The following is a 21,355-nucleotide window of genomic DNA, read 5'->3' on the forward strand; positions in this document are numbered from 1 at the left end:
GAACCACCATGAAATTCCATAAAAAAGTGAAAATTCTTGCAGGAGCGATTGCGCTGACCGCCGGTTCGCTGTTCAGCATGATGACGCAGGCCGCCGAAAACGCGATTTGCTACAACTGTCCGCCCGAGTGGGCTGACTGGGGTACACAGCTTAAAGCCATTGCTAAAGACACAGGCATCACCGTGCCACAAGACAACAAAAACTCCGGTCAGGCGCTGGCGCAAATGGTGGCGGAGAAAGGCAATCCGGTGGCAGATGTGGTTTATTACGGCGTCAGTTTCGGCATCCAGGCCGACAGTGCGGGCGTCATCACCAGCTATAAACCCGCCCACTGGGATGAAATCCCAGCGGGAATGAAAGATCCCAACGGTAAATGGGTGGCACTGCACTCCGGCACCATGGGCTTTATGGTCAACGTTGATGCGCTGGGCGGCGCGCCAGTGCCTCAGTCTTGGGACGATCTGCTGAAACCTGAATATAAAGGGATGATCGGCTATCTCGATCCGGCCAGTGCTTTTGTCGGTTACGTGGCTGCGGTAGCGGTCAACCAGGCGAAGGGCGGCAACATGCAAGACTTTACCCCTGCGCTGAACTGGTTCAAGAAACTGCAGGCCAACCAGCCAATCGTGCCGAAGCAGACTGCCTATGCGCGTTTGATCTCTGGCGAAATTCCAATTCTGCTGGATTACGACTTCAACGCCTATCGCGCGAAATATAAAGATCACGCCAACGTGGCGTTTGTGATCCCGAAAGAGGGCACGGTGACCGTACCTTACGTCATTAGCCTGGTGAAGAACGCACCGCATGAAGCCAATGGTAAGAAAGTGATCGACTACGTGCTGTCTGATAAAGGTCAGGCGATCTGGGCAAATGCCTTCCTGCGTCCAGTACGTACTTCAACGATGTCCCCCGAAGCCAAGAAATTCTTCCTGCCGGACAGTGATTACGCTCGTGCACAAACCGTCGATTATCAGCAGATGGCCGATGCGCAGAAAGCGTTCTCTGCTAAGTACCTGAGCGAGATTCACTGATTATGTCGATCTCCGACAACCTGGTGGCTTCACGCCGCCAGGCTCGACGATTACCGAGTAGCCGCTGGCTCTGGCTGACGCTGCCCGCACTGCTATTCTTCAGTGCGTTTTGGCTGCTGCCGTTTGCTCGGTTGCTGCAAATGGGGATGCAGAACGATCGCAGCACTCAGCACAGCGGTTACTGGACGGTGATCAGCCAGCCGAACTACCTGTTCAGCCTGTTAAACACGGTATTGCTCTCTCTGGCTGTGACGTTAGTGACGCTGATCATTGCCGCGATTGTCGGCTGTTTCCTCGCGAGGCAACGCTTTACAGGACGTGGCACGTTATTAGCGCTGCTGACTTTCCCGCTGGCTTTTCCCGGTGTCGTGGTCGGTTTTCTGGTGGTGATGCTGGCGGGACGGCAGGGATTGCTGGCGCAGATCAGCATGAGCCTGGTGCATGAGCGCTGGACGTTAGCCTACTCACTGACCGGCCTGTTTATCGGTTATCTCTATTTCTCGCTGCCGCGCGCCATCGTCACGTTGGTGGCGGCCAGCGAAAAGCTGGATCACTCGCTGGAAGAGGCGGCACGTTCGCTGGGCGCCAGTCAGTGGCGCATTACCTGGGATGTGATTGTGCCCGGACTGCAACCGGCGTTGCTCTCTACCGGCGCGCTCTGTTTTGCCACCAGTATGGGCGCATTTGGCACCGCTTTCACTCTGGGTACGAATTTGGCGGTACTGCCGCTGACCATTTATGGCGAATTCACTAACTACGCCAACTTTGCTACTGCGGCGGCGCTGTCAGTGGTGATGGGCGCAGTGGCGTGGCTGGCACTGATGCTGGCGCGTCGTCTGGCACATAAGGGGGCGGCATGAATCGTCGTGGATTGTTTAGCCTGCAGCTGTTGGTCACCACGCTGACCGCATTGTTTATGATAGTGCCGGTGGTGTTGTCGATGCTCGCTGGCGTGACCAACAACTATTTTATTGGCCTGCGCAGCGGTTTGACCCTGAAATGGGTTGAGCAAGTGTGGGAGATGTATGCCGACACATTTTGGCTGTCGCTACTGATTGCGCTGTTCTGCTTACTGGTCACGTTAGTGATTGGCGTACCCGCCGCGTGGGGCTTGCTGAAAGCCCCCGGCCGCTGGGCTGCGCGTATCGAAGAGTGTTTGATGCTGCCGGTGGCGCTGCCGGGCTTGGCCACCGCGCTCGGCATCATTCTACTTTACGGTCAGTTCTCTGCCCTGCGTGACAGCTGGGTATTTATCCTGATTGGTCATGTACTGTTCACGCTGCCGTTTATGATGCGACCCGTGCTAGCCGTGATGCAGGCGGTGGATATGCCGCGTCTGGAAGAAGCTTCCTCCAGCCTCGGGGCCAGCCTGTGGCAGCGCTTCTTTACCGTGGTGGTGCCCAACTGCCGCAACGGCATTCTCGCAGGTGCCTTTATGGTGATCACTTTGTCTGTGGGTGAGTTCAACATCACTTGGATGCTGCACACCCCGCTGACTAAAACCCTGCCCGTTGGTCTTGCAGACAGCTACGCCTCAATGCGGCTGGAAGTGGGATCCGCTTATACGTTGATTTTTATTTTGATGATTTTGCCGCTATTGCTGATGTTGAATGCGGTGAATCACTGGCTTAACCGCGCGGTTGCGCGCCAAAACAAGGAGGCAGCATGAATCCTGCGGCCGTTACCGTGACGCTGCGCGGCTGCTCGCGTCACTTCAATCATCAACTAGCATTGCACCCGCTCGATTTAACCGTCAACCCCGGTGAAACCTTGGTGTTGCTCGGCCCTTCAGGCTGCGGTAAAACCACCACCTTGCGCATCATTAGCGGTCTTGAGCGCTGCGATGACGGCGGCGAAGTGTGGTTCGACGATCGCAACGTCACCGCGTTGCCGATTGAAAAGCGCAATGTGGGCATGGTGTTCCAGAACTATGCGCTGTTCCCTAATCTCAACGTGGCAGAGAACGTGGCTTACGGCCTGAAAGTGCAGGGGGTGCCACGTGCTGAACGTGAAGCGCGCGTGCATGAGATGCTGGAGCTGGTGGACCTCAGCGCCTTGTCACAACGCAGCATTGATAAACTCTCTGGCGGACAAAAACAGCGTGTGGCACTGGCTCGCGCGCTGGCGGCACGGCCCAAAGTGCTGCTGTTTGATGAACCACTGGCGGCACTGGATGCCCGGCTGCGCGATCGTCTACGGCTTGAAATCGGTACGCTGCTGAAAAAACTCGCGATTACCGCAGTCTATGTCACGCACGATCAGCAAGAAGCGATGGCGCTTGGCGATCGCATTGCGGTCATGGAGCAAGGGCGACTGGTACAGATCGATACACCACAGAACATTTACCAGCATCCTGCTTCGAAGTTTGTGGCGGATTTCGTGGGTGCCATTAACTGCGTGGATGTTGATGCACGTGGCAACGCGCAACGTTTCTGCCGTCCTGAAGATGTGCTGCTCGCCGACGACAACCGTTATGCGCGGTCTGGCTTTATTGTTGCCAGTACCTTTTTAGGCGCTTCGCAGCGGTTGATGATCGACATCGGGCTAGCGACGCCAATTCAGGTTGATCGCCACGCGCGTGAAGCCTGGCATGCCGGACAACCGGTGAGCTGGACGTTGGCGCAGGACGCCGCACTCCAATTTTCTGCATCCTGAGGAAGAGATTCGTGTCTGAAGCATTGACGCTGATTGCGCAAATTAGTGACTTACACATTAAGGCGAACGGTCGCCTGTCGTACAAAAAGGTTGATACCCAGGCTGCGTTGCTGCGGGTTATCGATACGTTGAATCATTTGTTGCCACGGCCGGATATGGTGGTGATCACCGGTGACTTGGTGGATTTTGGCACCGCAGAGGAGTATCAAACGCTGCGCACCGCGCTGCGTCGCCTGCAACTGCCGTATATGTTGATGGCCGGTAACCATGACGATCGCCAGCAATTACGTGCAGCCTTTCCGGATCATCACTATCTGCAACGCGGCGAAACGCTGAACTGGCAAGCGCGTGTGAAAGGTGTGCAGCTGCTGGCGCTGGATTCCAGTGTGCCGCAACAGCCTTGGGGCTATGTGGATGAGGCTCAATTGGTCTGGCTGGAAGATCAGCTCGCGCGTGAACCGCAACTGCCGACCATGGTGATGTTGCATCATCCCCCTGTGATGTCCGGCATTGGTCATATGGACAAGCAGCCGCTGCGTAACCCGGAGGCGTTGGCGAAAATCATCAGTCAACACCCGCAGGTGGAGCGCGTGTTAAGTGGCCATTTACATCGCTCAATACAGGCGAGGTTTGCCGGGACTTTAGTCTCCGTTGCACCCGGTGTTTCGCATCAGGTGGCGTTTGATTTGTCTGAAAATGGGCCGGCCAATTTTGTGCTGGAACCCCCAGGATTCTTGCTCCATCGCTGGCATCCTCAGCAGGGTATGACCACGCATCTCTGCGCGATTGGCGATTATCCTGGTCCATGGCCGTTTTATGATGCCAATGGACTGATCGATTAGCGCCACTGTTTTGCTGATTTTTTACGCGTGCCTGACAGCTTGATCTGTGATCCGCTTGGCTTGTAGGTGTACAATTGGCGGTTCCCTCACCAGGGTAAGCTAATCCAACTATAACAAGAGTCAGGCACGCGAATTTATGAACCTATTCATCAGGGCGGCTGCGTCATGCTGATGCGCATCCGGCCAAAAACCGATCTGCGCACGCTGATCGCGCTGCTGGCTATCACCAGTATCGTGATCACGCTCGCCAATACGTTGTATGCCACCTGGCGTGTCCAGCGTATGGTGCTGATCGAAAGCACGCTTGAGGCGAACCGCGCGTACGCGACCAAACTGGCGGCCACCACTGAAGTTTTCTTCCAGCTTGCACAGTCGCAGCTGCACTACAGCGCCAATCAATTGGGCAAAGATTTTGATAACCCCGAACTCGCACAGCAGGAAGTGAATCGCCTACGCGAGCAAACCAGCAGCTTTAACTCGGTGGCCGTGGTGGACAGTAATGGTTTAGTGAAAGCCATTTCTCCCGAATCGCTGATGCTGAAGGGCATGCAACTCACCAGCCAGGCTTCGCGTGAAGCGCTGGTTCAGCGTCAACCCATGGTGAGCAAACCCACCATCTCGGCGGCAAATAACCTGATTGTGTTTGTCTCTTGGCCGATCTGGAGCAATGACGGGCGCTACCTCGGTTATGTTGGTGGCACCATCTATCTGAAGAAAAAAAGCATTCTCAACGCATTACTTGGCGAGCAGTTTTATCGGGATGGCACGCAGGTGTATGTGTTGGACCGGAATAATCAGGTGCTGTATCACCAGAACAGTCAACTGATTGGTAAAACAGTACCGGCAATCGTCAGCGACCAGGCGCGCCAAGAGAGCGCCAATGGTGAGGTGCAGTTGACGGAAGAGGGTGCCTCAAAGCTGGCTGGATATGCCATTGTGCCCACCACGGGCTGGATGGTGGTCGCGCTTAAACCCACGGATGTCACATTACAGCCGCTCTCCGGCCTGCTGTTAAAGGTGCTGAAAAACTCGGTGCCGTTCGCGTTGCTGACCTTATTAATGGCGGTTATTTTTGCGCGCTTAATTGCACTGCCACTGTGGCAACTGGCGCGTAAAGCCAGCCAAATGGATACTCAAGGGGTCTCTGGCGAAATTGGCGGCATTCGCGCGTGGTACTTCGAAGCGGCACAGGTGAAGCGGGCATTGTTAACCGGTATTGGTTTAGTTCAGGACAAAATTGGCCGTCTGAAATCGGAAGTGCAAACGGATCCTATGACCGGTCTGTTGAACCGCCGGGGGTTGAGTGCGGTTCTCGACTATTTCGAAACCATGCATCAGCCATTTGCCGTTCTGGCATTGGATATCGACCACTTTAAGCGCGTGAACGATAATTTTGGTCATGATGTGGGGGATGCAGTGATTAAACACGTGGCCAACACACTGCGTGCCAGCGCCCGTCAGACGGATGTCGTGTGCCGCAACGGTGGCGAAGAGTTTCTGATGCTCCTTCCTGTCACGTCCACCGACGAAGCGCGGGTGATCGCTGAGCGTGTACGCACCAGTATTGCTGAAAATTGGGTGGACCATGTGGGGCACATTACGCTGTCGGTGGGTGTCGCTCTATGGGACATGGACCACAACACGCAAGAGCAAAGTCTTAAACAGGCGGACGCCGCGTTGTATCAGGCAAAAAACGCGGGACGCAACTGTGTGATGATTGCCGGCCAGAATGCGTTGGTGAGTAGCATCACGCGGTGACAAATAGCTAAAGAAACGGGTGCACGCAGTGCACCCGTTGTGTATCAGGCAGACTTCAGATAATCCAGCACGATATCGTGATGGTTCGATGTTTTGAAATCATCAAACACTTTCTCCACCTTGCCGTTGCTATCAATCAGGAAGCTGATGCGGTGAATGCCGTCATAGGTTTTTCCCATAAAGGTCTTTTCACCCCAGACACCGAACTGTTCACACACTTGGTGATCTTCATCAGATAACAGCGTGAAGTTCAGCACTTCTTTCTCGGCGAAGCGCGACAATTTTTCAGATTTGTCGGTGCTGATACCCAAGACTTCTACACCTACGGTTTTCAACGCATCCATGTTGTCGCGCAGACCACAGGCCTGAACGGTGCAACCCGGCGTCATGGCTTTCGGATAGAAATAGACCAGAACGCGCTGTCCCTGGAAGTCGGCCAAATTTACTTGTTCGCCGTCCTGATCGGGCAAGCTAAATTTCGGTGCGGTATCACCGGCTTTCAGTGGATTCATCACAACTCTCCATTTTTCTTTATGCTGTGGGTTATACACCATTAAGGCAAAAGCGCCTGAGGGTATCTCCCTCTGGGTTATTTCACTACACGGTATGCCAATACGACAGAGTGTGTGGAGAAATAACCCGGGTTTCGATTACAGAGTACTGTGGCTCTCATCGGTGACACTATAAAGACGAATTGAGCCTTGTGCATGCAGTTCTTCACACAGTTTGTTGAAGGCTTGTTCAAACGGTGCGCTGGCTTGGTTATCCGGGCTGTGGGCGGTCATCTGAATATAGAGTGTCGGAGGCACACCATCTTGTGCCGGCTTTATGCGTGAAACCAGTTCGGCGATGTTCATCTGATGTTTATCGAACAGATCAGTAAAGCGCTCAATGATGTGGGGGGAATCCGGCACTTCCACCTGCACCCATACCGTGGCCGGCATCGGCGGGGTAATGCGTGCATTGGTGCGCTTCATCACAATCAGCAGCTCCAGCTCGGCACCTTTCATGGGAAGTGTGGATTCAATCAGGGTAATCGCGTTCCAGCTTCCCGAAAGCAGCATGATAAAGGTGAACTCATCACCGAGCATCGCCAGACGGCTATCTTCGATGTTGCAACCACAGCTACTGACATGGCGAGTGATGGTGTTGACGATTCCCGGACGATCAACGCCCAAAGCGGTGATCACCAAATGGTGAGGCTGTGACTGCGACAAAATGGCGTTTCCTGTACGTTCGCTAATAACCATAAGGTAAACATAAAAAAAACTGCTGACAAGGGTAGGAATGGCTTGGCTCGCTTGCTTTTCTTTCGGGGTAAAACGTAACATGAGGCACTTGTTTGTCGAGGGGATAGCCCATGTTCACCGGAAGTATTGTTGCGCTCATTACGCCAATGAATGAAAAAGGCAATGTCTGCCGCGAGAGTTTGAAAAAACTGATTGATTATCATGTTGCCAGCGGCACTGCGGCAATTGTTTCTGTTGGCACCACCGGCGAATCTGCCACCCTCAGCCATGAAGAACATGGTGATGTGGTGATGCAGACTCTGGAACTGGCTGATGGTCGTATTCCGGTTATCGCCGGAACCGGCGCCAATGCCACTGCTGAAGGTATCTCTCTCACTAAGCGCTTTACTGGCACCGGTGTGGTGGGTTGTCTGACGGTGACGCCTTACTACAATCGTCCGACTCAGGAAGGTTTGTTCCAGCACTTCAAAGCGATTGCTGAAAGCACCGACCTGCCGCAGATGCTGTACAACGTGCCTTCCCGAACCGGTTGCGACATGCTGCCGGAAACGGTTGCCCGCCTGGCTGAAATTAAAAATATTATCGGAATTAAAGAGGCCACCGGGAACTTATCACGCATTACTCAGATCCAAGAGCTGGTTAATGATGAGTTCATTATCGTTAGCGGCGATGACGCCACAGCGTTAGACTCCATGCAACTGGGCGGCAATGGCGTAATCTCGGTTACCGCCAACATTGCAGCGCGTGAAATGGTTGAACTCTGTGCGCTGGCGCAACAGGGTCAATTTGCTGAAGCGCGTCGCCTGAATCAGCGTCTGATGCACCTGCACCAGACGCTTTTCTGTGAACCGAATCCAATCCCGGTTAAATGGGCAGCGAAACAGCTAGGATTAATCGCAGATGACACGCTGCGCTTGCCGATGACGCCACTGACTGAAGCGGGTCAGGCGAAAACGGCGCAGGCGCTGATCAAAGCGGGTCTGCGATAAATTAGGGAGAATCAATGAGTTATTCAGTTAAGCGCTCGACGCTGGCAACCGTGGTGGGTTTGTCCACCCTGATGCTGCTAACAGCTTGTTCCAGCGATCAGCGTTATAAGCGCCAGGTCAGCGGTGATGAATCTTACCTGCAGGCGCCTGAACTGCATGATTTAAAAGCCCCAGCGGGCATGATTCTGCCGCTGCAGAATGGCGATTATGATGTGCCGCATACCGTTGCTAAGGGCGCAGTGGGCAAAGAGCTGGATATCCGTCCGCCAGCCCAGCCACTGGCACTGCTGAACGGCACACGTGCACAGTTCAATGGCAACACGGCCGTGTTGGCAGTGGAAAGCAGCCGCGGTTCTATCTGGTCACAGGTCGTCAATGTGATCCAGTCTTACAAGTTCCCGATTGCACAGCGTGATGATGCTGGGCAGCAGCTGACTACCGACTGGGTACAGTGGAACCGTGCGGATGAAGACAACCAGTATCGCGGTCGTTACCAGATCAGCGTTCAGAACCAGAGCTATCAGCAGGTGCTGACCGTACGTCTGCTGGAACTGCAGCAGAAAGGTGAAACGGTGACGTCGCCAGCGCAGATTCAGCGCTATACCGGCCAAATGCTCAACGATATCAGCACCGGTCTGGATAAGATCGATACTGCCAGTGCAGATGCCGCAGCAGGCCGCGCCACCGGACAGATTGATGTCCAGAGCGGCGCTGATGATACCGGCCTGCCATTGCTGGTGCTGCGTTCACCGTTTAACGTGACCTGGCAACGTCTGCCAGCGGCACTGAAGCGCGTGGGCATGGAAGTGACCGATGACAACCGCTCGCAGGGCAGTCTGAAAGTCACCTACAAACAGCCAGGCAGTAGCGCGTTTGACGCGATTGGTGCGAAAGATCCTGAGCTGCCAAACGGCGATTACAAATTGCAGGTTGGTGATTTGGATAACCGCAGCAGTCTGCAGTTCATTGATCCTAAGGGCCACGTGCTCACTCAGGCGCAGAACGATGCGCTGGTGGCGGTGTTCCAGGGTGCACTGAACAAATAAATTGCCAAAGGGCCGGAGATTCTCCGGCCTTTTTGTTTTGGATTTGGCATAATAGCGCCCGGCGAAGTAAACGATTGCGTCAGGCAGTCATCGCGCGGTGAAACACCGCTGAACACGGGTTCTTTCATGTTTGGAGTTAATGAGATGCAAAAGCGAGCTGAGTTGTATCGCGGTAAAGCGAAAACCGTATACAGCACCGATAATCCGGATCTGCTGGTACTTGAATTCCGCAACGATACGTCAGCAGGAGACGGTGCACGAATCGAGCAATTTGATCGCAAAGGAATGGTGAACAATAAGTTCAACCATTTCATTATGACCAAACTGCAGGAAGCGGGCATTCCGACCCAGATGGAAGCGCTGCTGTCGGATAACGAAGCGCTGGTGAAAAAACTGGAGATGGTGCCGGTGGAGTGCGTAGTGCGCAACCGTGCGGCAGGATCGCTGGTAAAACGTCTGGGCGTGGAAGAGGGCATGCTGCTCAATCCACCGCTGTTTGATCTCTTCCTGAAAGATGACGCCAAACACGACCCGATGGTCAACGAATCCTACTGCGAGACCTTTGGCTGGGTGAGTAAAGCCAATCTGGCACGCATGCAGGAACTGACTTTCAAAGCCAACGACGTACTGAGCAAACTGTTTGATGATGCGGGCTTGATCCTCGTCGACTTCAAGCTGGAGTTCGGTTTGTTTAATGGCGAAGTGACGTTGGGCGATGAGTTTTCGCCAGACGGTGCACGTCTGTGGGACAAAGAGACCATGGACAAAATGGACAAAGACCGTTTCCGTCAGAGCCTCGGCGGCCTGATCGAAGCGTATGAAGAAGTGGCACACCGCCTGGGTGTGAAGCTGGACTAAGTTTCATCGGTGCATGTTATTCAGCACCAGCGAAATTCTGTCGTAGGGGCGTCATTGATGACGCCCTTTTATTTTTCCTGCACGTTCTCTAATACGCCTCCTTTCTCTCAATCTCGCTACGCTTGTGCCGCAACGCTGGTGCTTCGCGATGCCGCCAACTAAAATCATGAAAAACCGTTTAAACAGGAGCAGGCCATGCGCTGGCAAGGTCGTCGTGAGAGCGACAATGTAGAAGATCGTCGCAATGACTCACCGGGATTAGGTGGCGGCGGCGGGCGACAAATTCGCATACCGCGTGGCAAAGGCGGCATCATCCTGCTGATCGTGGTGGCAGTGGCCGGCTATTACGGTTATGACCTCACTGCATTGTTTGAAGGTGGCGCGCCGGTTACGCAACAGCAGCAGCGACCGGTTAACTCGGCACAGGACAACGAGGATGCCAAATTCACCAAGGTGATACTGGCTACCACCGAGGAGACCTGGAGCACGCTGTTTCAGAAAATGGGCAAACAGTATGTCCCGCCTAAGCTGGTGATGTATCGCAATTACACCTCAACCAACTGTGGAACGGGCCAGTCAGCCATGGGGCCGTTTTACTGCCCGGCTGACCAAACGGTTTATATCGACCTGTCATTCTACGATGACATGAAAACCAAGTTGGGTGCGGGTGGCGATTTTGCCCAAGGCTATGTTATTGCCCATGAAGTCGGCCATCATATTCAGAAATTGCTCGGTATTGAGTCCAAAGTCCGTCAGATGCAGCAAGGTGCCAGCCAGGCACAGGCTAATCAGCTATCAGTAAAAATGGAGCTGCAGGCTGACTGTTTTGCAGGCGTGTGGGGGCACTATGTCCAGCAGCAAAACATGCTGGAAGTGGGCGATTTACAAAAAGCACTGAATGCAGCTGAAGCCATTGGTGACGACCGTCTGCAACAAAAAAGCCAAGGGCGAGTGGTGCCAGACAGCTTTACGCACGGGACTTCGCAGCAGCGCTATACGTGGTTCAAACGCGGGTTCGATAGCGGCAATCCGGGCGATTGCAATACCTTCGCGACAAACTGATGTTGTTAGCTGACATGACCGCCGCCATGCAGCGTGCGGGAATTCGCCGTTTGTGTGTGATAGCCGGTGAATCTGATTGGGCTATGCAGCAGGCGGTTGCATGGCGTGACGCACTCCCTGGCGACTGGCTTATCCTTAGCGACGCCGAGGATTTTTCTCAATCAGTCTCACCCAGCGCACTCCGCAACCTGCTGGGCCGTGAATTCCAGCATGGCATTTTCGATGCTCGCTGCGGTTTCCATGCTGAATCCTTCGCCGCACTGGCGGGAACGCTCCGGGCGGGAAGCTGGCTGTTGTTGCTGACTCCCCCCTGGTCATGCTGGGCGACACAACCGGATGGTGATAGCGTGCGTTGGGCGGATGTCGCCGAGCCGATTGCAACCCCGCACTTCGTTCAACATCTGCAACAGCTGATATCAGCTGACCCGCAGGTGAAGTTGTTACGTCAGCATCATCCTGAGCGTGAACCTGAGTCACTGAACTTGCCGACATGGCATTGTCAGGCTCCGCAGCAGCAGGCGCAGATTCTGCAACAGCTCATCGCGATGCAGTCTGGGGTTGCAGTGATCACCGCTGCGCGTGGGCGCGGTAAATCAGCGCTGGCCGGAATGCTGGCCCAGCATAATCAACACTGTCTGGTGACTGCACCGGGCAAAGTCTCAACTCAGGTGTTGGCCGAGTTCGCCGGTGAGCATTTTCACTTTATGGCACCCGATGCCATTCTGGCAGCAGAATATCCCCCGCAGGCACAGTGGCTGATTGTTGATGAAGCCGCTGCCATACCTGCACCTTTGCTTTTTCAATTGGTGCAACGTTTTCCGCGTGTGCTGCTTACTACCACGGTGCAGGGCTACGAGGGCACGGGGCGCGGATTCATGCTGCGCTTTTGCGCCAGCCTGGAACAGGTGCGTTATTTTCAGCTTGATGAACCTTTGCGCTGGTCAGCGCGCGATCCGCTGGAACAGTGGCTCAGCCAGGCACTGCTTTTTGAGGATGCAGTAGAATGCACAGCCGGAGAAGAGATAACGATTTTCCCCGCAGAGCCTGATTTTCATTCGCTGGAGCAGGGCTATCGCTTACTGGCGAGCGCTCACTATCGAACCTCTCCCTTAGACCTGAGACGCATGCTTGATGCGCCGGGCATGCGCTTCTGGCTGGCAGGCCAACGCAAAAATATCGTGGGCGCCTTGTGGTTAGTGGAAGAAGGGGGAATGGACCCGCAGCTTGCTGATGCGGTGTGGGCGGGATTACGCCGTCCGCGCGGTAACCTGGTGGCTCAGTCGATGGCGGCCCATGCTGGCTTTGCCGAATCGGCAACGTTGCGCTCGCAGCGTATTAGCCGAATTGCCGTGCAGGCGGCGCAGCGGCTATCCGGCATCGGAAAAGCGTTGGTCGAATCGGCCTATCAACACGCACAAGGCTGTGATTTTCTCTCTGTCAGTTTTGGCTATACCGATGCGTTATGGCAATTCTGGCAACGTTGTGGCTTCAAGCTGGTACGCATCGGTTCACAGCGCGAGGCCAGCAGCGGTTGCTATGCCGCGATGGCCATACGGGCCATTTCACCTGCGGGAGAGCAATTGCAGCAACGGGCTGAACAGCGACTGAAGCGCGATAGTCAGTGGTTAGGCGACATCATCGATCTTGCCTTCGACAAAAGTGAACAGGACCAGGCACTCAACGACGATGACTGGCCATTACTGGCGGGATTTGCCTGGGCTCAGCGACCTTATGAGGCCAGCTATGCGGTGTTGCAACGTCTGGTGCGCACCTCTCCTCAACCTCTTCTTTCTGCGATCCTGGTACAAAAACAAACGCTAACTGATGTGTCCCGGCAAGCCAATCTGAGTGGGCGCAAAGCAGTGATAGAGCGGCTGCGGCAGGAGACGGGTGACGCCTTAATACGGTGCGATGCCGAACGGGCAGTGCAGTGGCGCCAACAATTATCGTCGTTGCAATAAATCCATTATCTCGTTCAAATTTTCCCAATATCACTTCGGCTTCAGCGGCGTATAGTGATTTGAGGAGGATCTTATGGCACTACAATATGTAATTGTTCAGCAACCCACGCAGGCTGCACAGCTCTTTCTGCTGTATCACGGCGTAAATGATAATCCTGATTCCATGGCGCAAATCGGCAGCTGGTTTGCGAAAGCATTTCCACAATCGCAGGTCGTCGCGGTAGGGGCACCTTATCCCGGTACCGTGCCGCAAGGCCGCCAGTGGTACGCTGACATCCCAACGCACGATCGCTCGGAACAGCAAGGTGTGAATGCCGTGATGCCGATGTTTGTTGAGTCGGTTCGTCACTGGCAGCAGGCGAGCGGCGTGAGACCCGAGGCCACTGCGCTGGTCGGTTTTTCTCAGGGTGGGATCATGGTGCTCGAAGGGGTAAAAGCACATGCCGATCTGGCAGGCAGGGCGATTGTGTTCAGTGGTCGTTATGCCACGTTGCCAGAGCGCGCCAGTTCACGTAATACCCTGCATCTGATTCACGGTGATTACGATGAACAGATCCCGCTGGAGCATGCTGAAGCGGCGATGCAACGCTTGACGGCTCTTGGAGGCGATGTGACGTTGGATGTGGTGGACGACTTACCACATGCGATTGACGATCGCGGGATGCAGTTAGCGCTCAATCATTTGCGCTATACCGTTCCACGTCGTTATTTTGATGAGGCGCTCAGCGGTGCCAAGCCAGGTGATGATGATGTGGTGATGATGATGTAGAGAATTCTTTGCTCTCTCGTAGCGGTGCGATCTAGCGCGCACCTGGCAGCAACATTGCTGCAAATACACGCGATAAATCGCGCCGCTACGGTTACAGGAACATTTGCAATCATGCGCAATACATCGCGCCGCTACGGTTATAGAGACATTTTAACCGTGATTACTTCTTCTTCGGCCAGTCGTCTTCATCGTCCCATTTATCGTTGAAGTCGCGATGTGGGGGTAGATCCGGTTTGTTGTCCATGAACTTTTTATGGTCGATACGTTTTAGGTCTTTATAAACGTTCATTAAAATACCCACCATCAGCAGGATCACTAAGATCCACCAGTACTCTTTAAAGAATTCCATCCCATTGCTCCTTTAGCGTGCTTAGGCGATCAACTGTTCCATGATGCGCTGATACATACGGCTGAGCATCTGCAAATCTGACGCTTTCACGCACTCATTAATCTTATGAATGGTGGCATTCACCGGGCCCAGTTCCACGACCTGTGCACCCATCCGCGCGATGAAACGCCCATCGGAGGTGCCGCCCGTGGTCAACAACTGTGGCTTAATTTCATTATAGTGCGCAACGGCGTTCACTACGGCATCAACCAGCTTGCCGCGTGTCGTCAGGAAGGGCTGACCGGAAACATTCCACTCCAGTGTGTAACGCAACTGATGACGATCCAGCAGCGCAGCAACGCGCTCTTTGATCATCTGGTCGGTCAGTTCGGTGCTAAAACGGAAGTTGAACTGGACAAAGAACTCGCCAGGAATGACGTTATTGCTGCCGGTTCCAGCCTGTACGTTGGCAATCTGCATGCTGGTGGGCGGGAAGAATTCGTTACCCTGATCCCATTCTGTGGCCACCAATTCATTCAGGGCTGGCATCGCACGATGCACAGGATTATCGGCCAGATGAGGATAAGCCACGTGGCCCTGTACGCCGTGAATCGTCAGATTGGCGGTCATCGAGCCACGACGGCCATTCTTCACCACGTCGCCAACGATTTCAGTACTGGAAGGTTCGCCCACCAGGCAGTAATCCATGCGTTCGTTGCGCGCCATTAAGCGCTCAACCACTTTCACCGTGCCATTGACGGCACTGGCTTCTTCGTCAGAGGTAATGAGAAATGCCAGGCGGCCTTTGTGTTGTGGATTGGCCGCGACAAAACGTTCTGCTGCGACCACCATCGCCGCCAGCGAACCTTTCATATCCGCGGCACCACGGCCAAACAGCATACCGTCACGAATCGAAGGCTCAAACGGTGGACTGATCCAACGGTTGGCATCACCCGGTGGCACCACGTCAGTATGACCGGCAAACGCCAGGGTTTCGCCCTGGCCGCGTGTGGCCCAGAAGTTCAGCGTGTCGCCGATGTGCATCTGTTCGACCGTAAAGCCAATCGCTTCAAGGCGTGCAACCAGCAGTCCTTGACAGCCGGCATCATCCGGGCTGAGTGACGGACGACGAATTAGCTGCTGAGCCAGCTCAATGACCGGACAGAACATGTTATGACTTCTCCTGGATAAACGCGTGATAAAGGGAATCGTTAAAACCGACCAGCAGGTCGCCATTAGGCGCAGACAGCACTGGGCGTTTAATGATGGCAGGCTGGGCTAGCATCAGTGCTTTCGCGCTGGCCGCATCGATAATCGCATCACGTTCGGCTTCTGGCAGTTTCCGCCAGGTGGTGCCGCGCGTGTTCAGCAGCACTTCATAGCCCACTTGGTCGATAAAGGATTGCAGCAGCGCATCATCAATGCCGTCCACGCGATAATCGTGAAAACGATAGTCGATGCCGGATGCGGTTAAAGAGGTGCGTGCTTTTTTTATGGTGTCGCAATTTTTAATACCATAGAGCTTATACATAATTTTTGGGTACTCATAAATGCGTAAGTGTTTCCTGTATTGCCCTATCAGTTCAGAACTTCAAGCGTCAGGCGATGGTCTTGATCGTCAGGAAGTTAGGTTGAATGCATACATACAGAATAAAGGTGTTTCCCTGGGTCTGGATTGTAACAACTATGAACTCATTGTTGATAGCGGGAAATCAGCCTTCAAGGGGCACTGACGCCTTCACAACAACTACTCGTGCTCGCCGCACTCGCTATGTTGCTGTCTGAGTTGCCCCGCGTCTGCCAAAGACGCCTTATTATGGTGCAAATCATTTTTTGTTGATGTCGAAAAATGAATCGTATGTACCTGAAGCACAACTAATTTTTTCTATCGCTTTAGTCCACGATTCAAGCAAAGGCTTGAATTCAGCGACTTCGTTTTCGAACTGGATAATTGATTCTTCAAGTGTAAAATCATTAAAATCGCCTATTTCACCTCTTTTATGAGCCTCAATTGAATAGTAGAAATACTCAATATTCTCGTCAAATATATCTATGTTCCATTTGTTACCTAAGAAGTCTAAAAGATCTTCGTTATATTCATCCTTCAGATTCCAACCAAAGCGATGCAATTCTAAAAGTGAAGCATTTATACTGTCTGATAAATTTGCAATTTTTACCATTGATTTATGAAAGGCAGTGATGACTGCATCGTTTTTTCGCTTAGCATGGAAACCGTTTTTGGACTTAACCAGCCTAATCATGGAAGCAAGGCAAGTACTAACTATTCTGATCTCTTCTTCTGCACTATTCATTTTCCTATAGATAAAGTTGATAGCTATTGAGCTACCACCTTCAACATTCTTTCTGTTAATCCAATCAGGTGCGGCTTTATATGCCATATATGCAACGATTAAAGTACCGAATGTACTTAAACTACTTATCCAATCAGAAACAGAACCATATTGAATTTTTTTCAAGAAAGCACCGAGTATGAGAAATATTTCGGGCTTATCAATAATGCCAGCGGTTTTCAAAGATGCAGTTACAATTAAAAGAAGGCCATATACTAGTAATATAGCAACTGACACTTTAACGAAAGAATTATAAAGGCGTTCTAACATTTTGCCATTCCTTAACCTAGACTTTTCCCGAGAAAGAATTAAGAGATCTTAGTGTATTAATAATAAATAAGTAATAATTGTGCTGTCCTGAATTATGAGGGGATTACTCATCAAATTTCATCATTAAATCTCATGGAAAACCTATTGAATGGTTTAAAAGATTTCATAAATTTTCGATAAGCATAAAAGTTTTCCTCCAAACTGTCGATGCCAAATTGAGGGTGAATTAACAAATCTTGATCTACTAAGAAATCCAAATGTGAATTTGGTTCTTCAAAAAGGCGACTGAATCCTTGTAGGCTGTTGTGGAAAGTTTCTCTTGCCTCGTCACTTTTATTTCTTAATGTTTTGGAGTTGTAAATGGTGTCTAGTGTGCTTATTAGTCCCATAAATTCAAAGCATTCTTTTTCTATGGTTTTTAATTCTAATCTTAAGTTATTCAATATTTCTTCGCATTGCGATTTATCATACTTTTCATTTTTAGTCACTTTCTTGTTCAGTATAAATCTAATCTTATTATGTATGTGGTACGCATGTCTTAAATGAACGTATATTTGATTTGCTTTTTCGAACGCAAGAAAGAAATGTTCAAATCTTTTTTCTTGAAATTTGCGATCTTGCCAAAAAAAGAAAGCTACCGATGCTACTAACAGTGAAAGTAAAGGGACAAACTTTAGGGCTTCAGTGATGAATTTCCAGAAAGAGAATGAGCTACCTACTTCCCTTAATGCACCATCTACAACAAGCCACAAGGAAAGAACTAACAGTATCCCAATAGCAACTTCTTTAACAACCTTCCACACCTTACCAATCATGGTCTTATCCCTTTACCGAAAACCTATTAAATATCATAAAATCAGGGGAATAGCACTATGATCAATGACTACAAAACATACGGTATATCAGGCGGAAAGTTCGGTGAAGTAAAGGGTACTGGCGGTACATTAACAGTACAGGATGATGTCTTCATCAATACCCAACTATACCGCACAGAAGAGGGTACAGAGGCCGCTACGCTCAGCTATGCCGTAAACACACTTCAGTGCTCATATACCCTCCAGAACGTCACAGACACGTACACAGATGATGTACCTAGTACTGTCATAGGTGAAGTACATACTAATTTATACAACTTCTTGTTTAGGTATAGAGGTACATATAACGTGTGGTTTTGTACTTTCATAGTAAATATCTACATATACATAATGAGGAATTACTATGAGAATTGAAGTTAATACTTACGATGATGATACATTTTACTAACATTACATTACCAACTCAGTACGGATCAGTGCTGACGGCGTAGACGGGCTGATACTTGAATTGAGAGACTATTCTCAACATACAATTAAAGATATGTGGCATTATCTGGAACCTACTGAAGAAATGTACTTTCAACTTAGTACTATCACTGAGCATATTGACGTGATCATCGGGGCAGTTCAAGTACTTGATTTATTGCTGAACAATGCCAGAGTGGCATCATATCTGAACATAAAGGATCGATAATGTTTCTTAAAAAACAACATCTTATGGAATCTATTGGTGCTGAGTGTAATAACTGGCGAAATAATTGGTCATATGTACAACACCAAAAGAAGATGGTTATTTTTGGAGCATGGGATTATCAGACGGATAATGACAAAGCACTGATTTTACACAAAGATTGGCAAACTAAGGATGGAAGAAAACAACCCGGTTATACTGAGGCAATTAAGCATATAGAATTTCTAAAACAGGGCTATGAACTCTATACATTCTCACAAGAAAACATATCTGGTGATGATGAAAATCCAAAGGTTGGGACCATTGGGCAAGATGTTGAAAGAAGGGTGCTAAAGTTTATAGATGGGGGTTGGTACGCCTACAAGGATGATTATCTATATCTTCCAGATGAAATAGAATATTCAGAGCTAAAATATCATGAAGGATCGCGTAAACTAATCCAAGTTAATGCGTATGAGCGTAATAGAGATGCAAGAGAAAAATGCATAAAAATTCATGGTGCTATCTGTAAGGCATGTGGTTTCGACTTTGAACGTACTTACGGTGAGCATGGTAAGGGATTCATTCATGTGCATCATATTGTACCCATAAGTCTAATAGGGAAACGATATGTAGTGAATCCAGAGACTGATTTAATACCTTTATGTCCAAATTGCCATGCTATGGTACACAGATACAAAGACAATGAACTAGGATTGGATGCTCTCAAAGCACTTATATTATCTTGAGAAAGAAAGTACTATATATTTTCTCGCCATGAACCGTAACTATCGGTTGTTCTGCAAACTTCGTGGTTCAAGGCGAGATAGAATCAGTTGCAGCCAAATTGGTTACAATTGTGTGAAAAAGATTCACCGTTAGAATTTGTACCGTTTACGATGTAATTCCTGTTGCCGAGGTTGGTGGTCGTGCTGTTCCATGATTGACCATTAGCAGCCGTTCCATTAGTTACAGTCTGATTACCATAATTTGTAGTATTTTGATTCCAGGAGTTACCAGTGCTTGAGTTGTATCCGTGAACATTGGTTGTGTTGCCGTAACGCTGTACTTGGTATGTATTGCCTGAGTCGTCAGTACAAGTTTGGTATGCATCACTGCCAAAACAGGCAGCCCATGTGGTGATGGGTAAGAACATCAAAGCAATTACGATCCGTTTCATTGCCATATCTCGTTTATAGTTAGAAATATTCATTCTACTCTTCTTAACGATTGCCAATACTGCTAAATCTAGTAGGTCAAAACGGCAATTCACACTGATCAACAAACCTGTCTATATCCCCGTCGTGGGCGTCGATCATCTCTTGATGGTGTGCGAACCATGTACCTACAGCGAATATGTTTACGGGCTGATCAAGTACAAAGTGGTACGCATTGTTAGTTACCCTACCGAAAAAATAGCGTCTCTCGCCATCTAAAGGCTTAGTTTCAAAGAGAACTGATCTGCTCCCCGTTGATTAATACACCGCCATGTTAGTAATGTCTTCATAAGCCACATGAGGACATCCCCATGAAGAAGCGATTTTCCGACGAACAGATCATCAGTATTCTCCGCGAGGCAGAAGCCGGGGTTTCGGCCGGGAACTCTGCCGCAAGCATGCCATTTCAGACGCCGCCTTTTACACCTGGCGCAAGAAGTTCGGCGGCATGGAAGTCCCCGAAGTGGAGCGGTTCAAGTCACTTGAAGAGGAGAACGCTCGTCTTAAGAAGCTGCTCGCTGAAGCCATGCTGGATAAGGAGGCGCTCCAGGTGGCTCTGGGCCGAAAGTTCTGACGGCAGACCAGAAGCGGGAAGCCGTGGAAGTCATGTGTGAGACAACGGGTCTGTCGCAACACCGTGCCTGCAGGCTGGCCGGTCTGTCACTTTCAACCTGCCGTTATTCGGCTCAGCGTCCGGCTGCTGACGCGCAACTGTCTCTACGGATCACAGAGCTGGCAGTTGAACGCCGCCGGTTTGGTTACCGGCGCATCTGGCAGTTGTTGCGTCGGGAGGGCCTTCACGTCAACCACAAGCGGGTTTACCGCATCTATCACCTTAACGGTATGAGTGTAAAACGCAGGCGGCGCCGTAAGGGTCTGGCGACTAAACGGCTTCCGCTTCTTCGCCCGGATGCGCCGAACCTGACATGGTCGATGGATTTTGTCATGGATGCACTTGCCAGCGGCCGCCGGATTAAGTGCCTGACCTGTGTGGATGATTTCACGAAGGAGTGTCTGACGATCACCGCCGCTTTCGGGATTTTAGGTGTTCAGGTCGCACGTATTCTGGACAGCATTGCGCTGTTTCGTGGATATCCTGCAACGATAAGAACCGATCAGGGCCCGAAATTTACCTGCCGCGCGCTGGATCAATGGGCCTTTGAACATGGTGTTGAGTTGCGCTTAATCTAGCCGTGCAAGCCAACTCAGAACGGATTTATTGAGAGTTTCAACGGTCGCTTTCGGGATGAATGCCTGAATGAGCACTGGTTCAGCGATGTTCTACATGCCCGGAAAATCATTAATGGTTGGCGGCAGGACTATAACGAGTCCAGACCTCATTCATCGCTGAATTACCAGACGCCATCTGAATTTGCAGCAGCTGGCGAAACGGGAAACATGAAGAAAAATCAACCGACATTACTAACTGAAGGTTGTATCTAATAGTGGGGGCAGGTCAGGGTGTGCAAGGTTACCTTTACAA

The 21,355-nt window shown here is 51.1% G+C and carries 21 protein-coding genes and 1 pseudogene; 14 read left to right on the forward strand and 8 right to left on the reverse strand.

Going from position 1 to position 21,355, the window contains the following annotated elements; translation table 11 throughout:
• Positions 1 to 8 precede the first annotated feature (8 nt).
• The 6 genes from HA51_RS19150 (at position 9) to HA51_RS19175 (ending at position 6,286) form a co-directional block, all read left to right on the forward strand.
• Positions 9 to 1,031: an ABC transporter substrate-binding protein gene (locus HA51_RS19150; RefSeq protein ID WP_084936179.1), complete on the forward strand. Its 1,023-nt coding sequence runs from the start codon at positions 9 to 11 to the stop codon at positions 1,029 to 1,031.
• A gap of 2 nt (positions 1,032 to 1,033) precedes the next feature.
• Positions 1,034 to 1,891 carry an ABC transporter permease gene (locus HA51_RS19155; RefSeq protein ID WP_084936180.1) on the forward strand — a complete coding sequence of 286 codons (858 nt, stop codon included), beginning with the start codon at positions 1,034 to 1,036 and terminating at the stop codon, positions 1,889 to 1,891.
• Positions 1,888 to 2,700, forward strand: a complete 813-nt coding sequence (locus HA51_RS19160; protein ID WP_084936181.1) for an ABC transporter permease — start codon at positions 1,888 to 1,890, stop codon at positions 2,698 to 2,700. Before HA51_RS19155 ends, HA51_RS19160 begins: the two co-directional genes overlap by 4 nt.
• Positions 2,697 to 3,686: an ABC transporter ATP-binding protein gene (locus HA51_RS19165; RefSeq protein WP_084936182.1), complete on the forward strand. Its 990-nt coding sequence runs from the start codon at positions 2,697 to 2,699 to the stop codon at positions 3,684 to 3,686. The genes HA51_RS19160 and HA51_RS19165 overlap by 4 nt, the downstream gene beginning before the upstream one ends.
• 11 nt (positions 3,687 to 3,697) lie before the next feature.
• The gene (locus HA51_RS19170; RefSeq protein ID WP_084936183.1) at positions 3,698 to 4,528 is read left to right on the forward strand and encodes a phosphodiesterase; all 831 of its coding nucleotides are present in this window, start codon (positions 3,698 to 3,700) and stop codon (positions 4,526 to 4,528) included.
• Between the two features lie 165 nt (positions 4,529 to 4,693).
• Positions 4,694 to 6,286, forward strand: coding sequence for a sensor domain-containing diguanylate cyclase (locus HA51_RS19175; RefSeq protein WP_084936184.1), 1,593 nt, complete (start codon positions 4,694 to 4,696; stop codon positions 6,284 to 6,286).
• 44 nt (positions 6,287 to 6,330) lie between these two features.
• On the opposite strand, the gene bcp is transcribed toward HA51_RS19175, so the two are convergent.
• Both bcp and HA51_RS19185 read right to left on the reverse strand, forming a co-directional pair.
• Entirely contained in the window at positions 6,331 to 6,798 is a 468-nt protein-coding gene (gene bcp, locus HA51_RS19180) for a thioredoxin-dependent thiol peroxidase (protein WP_084936185.1), read from the reverse strand.
• 138 nt (positions 6,799 to 6,936) lie between these two features.
• Positions 6,937 to 7,503, reverse strand: coding sequence for a glycine cleavage system transcriptional repressor (locus HA51_RS19185; protein ID WP_084936214.1), 567 nt, complete (start codon positions 7,501 to 7,503; stop codon positions 6,937 to 6,939).
• Positions 7,504 to 7,646: 143 nt separating this feature from the next.
• Between HA51_RS19185 and dapA the strand changes: the two genes are divergently transcribed.
• The 6 genes from dapA (at position 7,647) to ypfH (ending at position 14,221) form a co-directional block, all read left to right on the forward strand.
• Positions 7,647 to 8,525 (forward strand): 4-hydroxy-tetrahydrodipicolinate synthase, encoded by an 879-nt coding sequence (gene dapA / locus HA51_RS19190; protein WP_084936186.1) that lies wholly within the window; start codon positions 7,647 to 7,649, stop codon positions 8,523 to 8,525.
• Positions 8,526 to 8,539: 14 nt separating this feature from the next.
• Positions 8,540 to 9,571 carry an outer membrane protein assembly factor BamC gene (gene bamC / locus HA51_RS19195; RefSeq protein ID WP_084936187.1) on the forward strand — a complete coding sequence of 344 codons (1,032 nt, stop codon included), beginning with the start codon at positions 8,540 to 8,542 and terminating at the stop codon, positions 9,569 to 9,571.
• A 144-nt stretch (positions 9,572 to 9,715) separates the two neighbouring features.
• Positions 9,716 to 10,429, forward strand: a complete 714-nt coding sequence (gene purC / locus HA51_RS19200) for a phosphoribosylaminoimidazolesuccinocarboxamide synthase (RefSeq protein WP_034825771.1) — start codon at positions 9,716 to 9,718, stop codon at positions 10,427 to 10,429.
• 195 nt (positions 10,430 to 10,624) lie between these two features.
• Entirely contained in the window at positions 10,625 to 11,491 is an 867-nt protein-coding gene (gene ypfJ / locus HA51_RS19205; protein ID WP_084936188.1) for a KPN_02809 family neutral zinc metallopeptidase, read from the forward strand.
• On the forward strand, positions 11,491 to 13,452 hold the full coding sequence (locus HA51_RS19210; protein ID WP_084936189.1) for a tRNA(Met) cytidine acetyltransferase TmcA: 1,962 nt from the start codon (positions 11,491 to 11,493) through the stop codon (positions 13,450 to 13,452). Before ypfJ ends, HA51_RS19210 begins: the two co-directional genes overlap by 1 nt.
• Positions 13,453 to 13,525: 73 nt before the next feature.
• Positions 13,526 to 14,221, forward strand: coding sequence for an esterase (ypfH, locus tag HA51_RS19215; RefSeq protein ID WP_084936190.1), 696 nt, complete (start codon positions 13,526 to 13,528; stop codon positions 14,219 to 14,221).
• A gap of 160 nt (positions 14,222 to 14,381) precedes the next feature.
• On the opposite strand, the gene HA51_RS19220 is transcribed toward ypfH, so the two are convergent.
• The 5 genes from HA51_RS19220 to HA51_RS19240 form a co-directional block, all read right to left on the reverse strand.
• Positions 14,382 to 14,570 (reverse strand): YpfN family protein, encoded by a 189-nt coding sequence (locus tag HA51_RS19220; RefSeq protein WP_084936191.1) that lies wholly within the window; start codon positions 14,568 to 14,570, stop codon positions 14,382 to 14,384.
• 21 nt (positions 14,571 to 14,591) lie between these two features.
• The gene (gene dapE, locus HA51_RS19225) at positions 14,592 to 15,719 is read right to left on the reverse strand and encodes a succinyl-diaminopimelate desuccinylase (RefSeq protein ID WP_084936192.1); all 1,128 of its coding nucleotides are present in this window, start codon (positions 15,717 to 15,719) and stop codon (positions 14,592 to 14,594) included.
• Between the two features lies 1 nt (position 15,720).
• The gene (locus tag HA51_RS19230) at positions 15,721 to 16,080 is read right to left on the reverse strand and encodes an ArsC family reductase (RefSeq protein WP_084936193.1); all 360 of its coding nucleotides are present in this window, start codon (positions 16,078 to 16,080) and stop codon (positions 15,721 to 15,723) included.
• 295 nt (positions 16,081 to 16,375) lie between these two features.
• The gene (locus HA51_RS19235) at positions 16,376 to 17,170 is read right to left on the reverse strand and encodes a hypothetical protein (RefSeq protein ID WP_084936194.1); all 795 of its coding nucleotides are present in this window, start codon (positions 17,168 to 17,170) and stop codon (positions 16,376 to 16,378) included.
• 110 nt (positions 17,171 to 17,280) lie between these two features.
• On the reverse strand, positions 17,281 to 17,985 hold the full coding sequence (locus tag HA51_RS19240; protein ID WP_084936195.1) for a hypothetical protein: 705 nt from the start codon (positions 17,983 to 17,985) through the stop codon (positions 17,281 to 17,283).
• A 693-nt stretch (positions 17,986 to 18,678) separates the two neighbouring features.
• Between HA51_RS19240 and HA51_RS19250 the strand changes: the two genes are divergently transcribed.
• Positions 18,679 to 19,404, forward strand: coding sequence for an HNH endonuclease (locus HA51_RS19250; RefSeq protein WP_084936197.1), 726 nt, complete (start codon positions 18,679 to 18,681; stop codon positions 19,402 to 19,404).
• Positions 19,405 to 19,487: 83 nt separating this feature from the next.
• Here HA51_RS19250 and HA51_RS19255 read toward each other — a convergent pair whose 3' ends face one another.
• Positions 19,488 to 19,868 (reverse strand): hypothetical protein, encoded by a 381-nt coding sequence (locus tag HA51_RS19255; RefSeq protein WP_211282968.1) that lies wholly within the window; start codon positions 19,866 to 19,868, stop codon positions 19,488 to 19,490.
• 315 nt (positions 19,869 to 20,183) lie between these two features.
• Between HA51_RS19255 and HA51_RS26980 the strand changes: the two are divergent.
• A pseudogene (locus tag HA51_RS26980) lies at positions 20,184 to 21,302 on the forward strand (IS3 family transposase).
• Positions 21,303 to 21,355 lie beyond the last annotated feature (53 nt).

The sequence above is a fragment of the Pantoea rwandensis genome (genome assembly GCF_002095475.1).
GTDB lineage: Bacteria > Pseudomonadota > Gammaproteobacteria > Enterobacterales > Enterobacteriaceae > Pantoea > Pantoea rwandensis.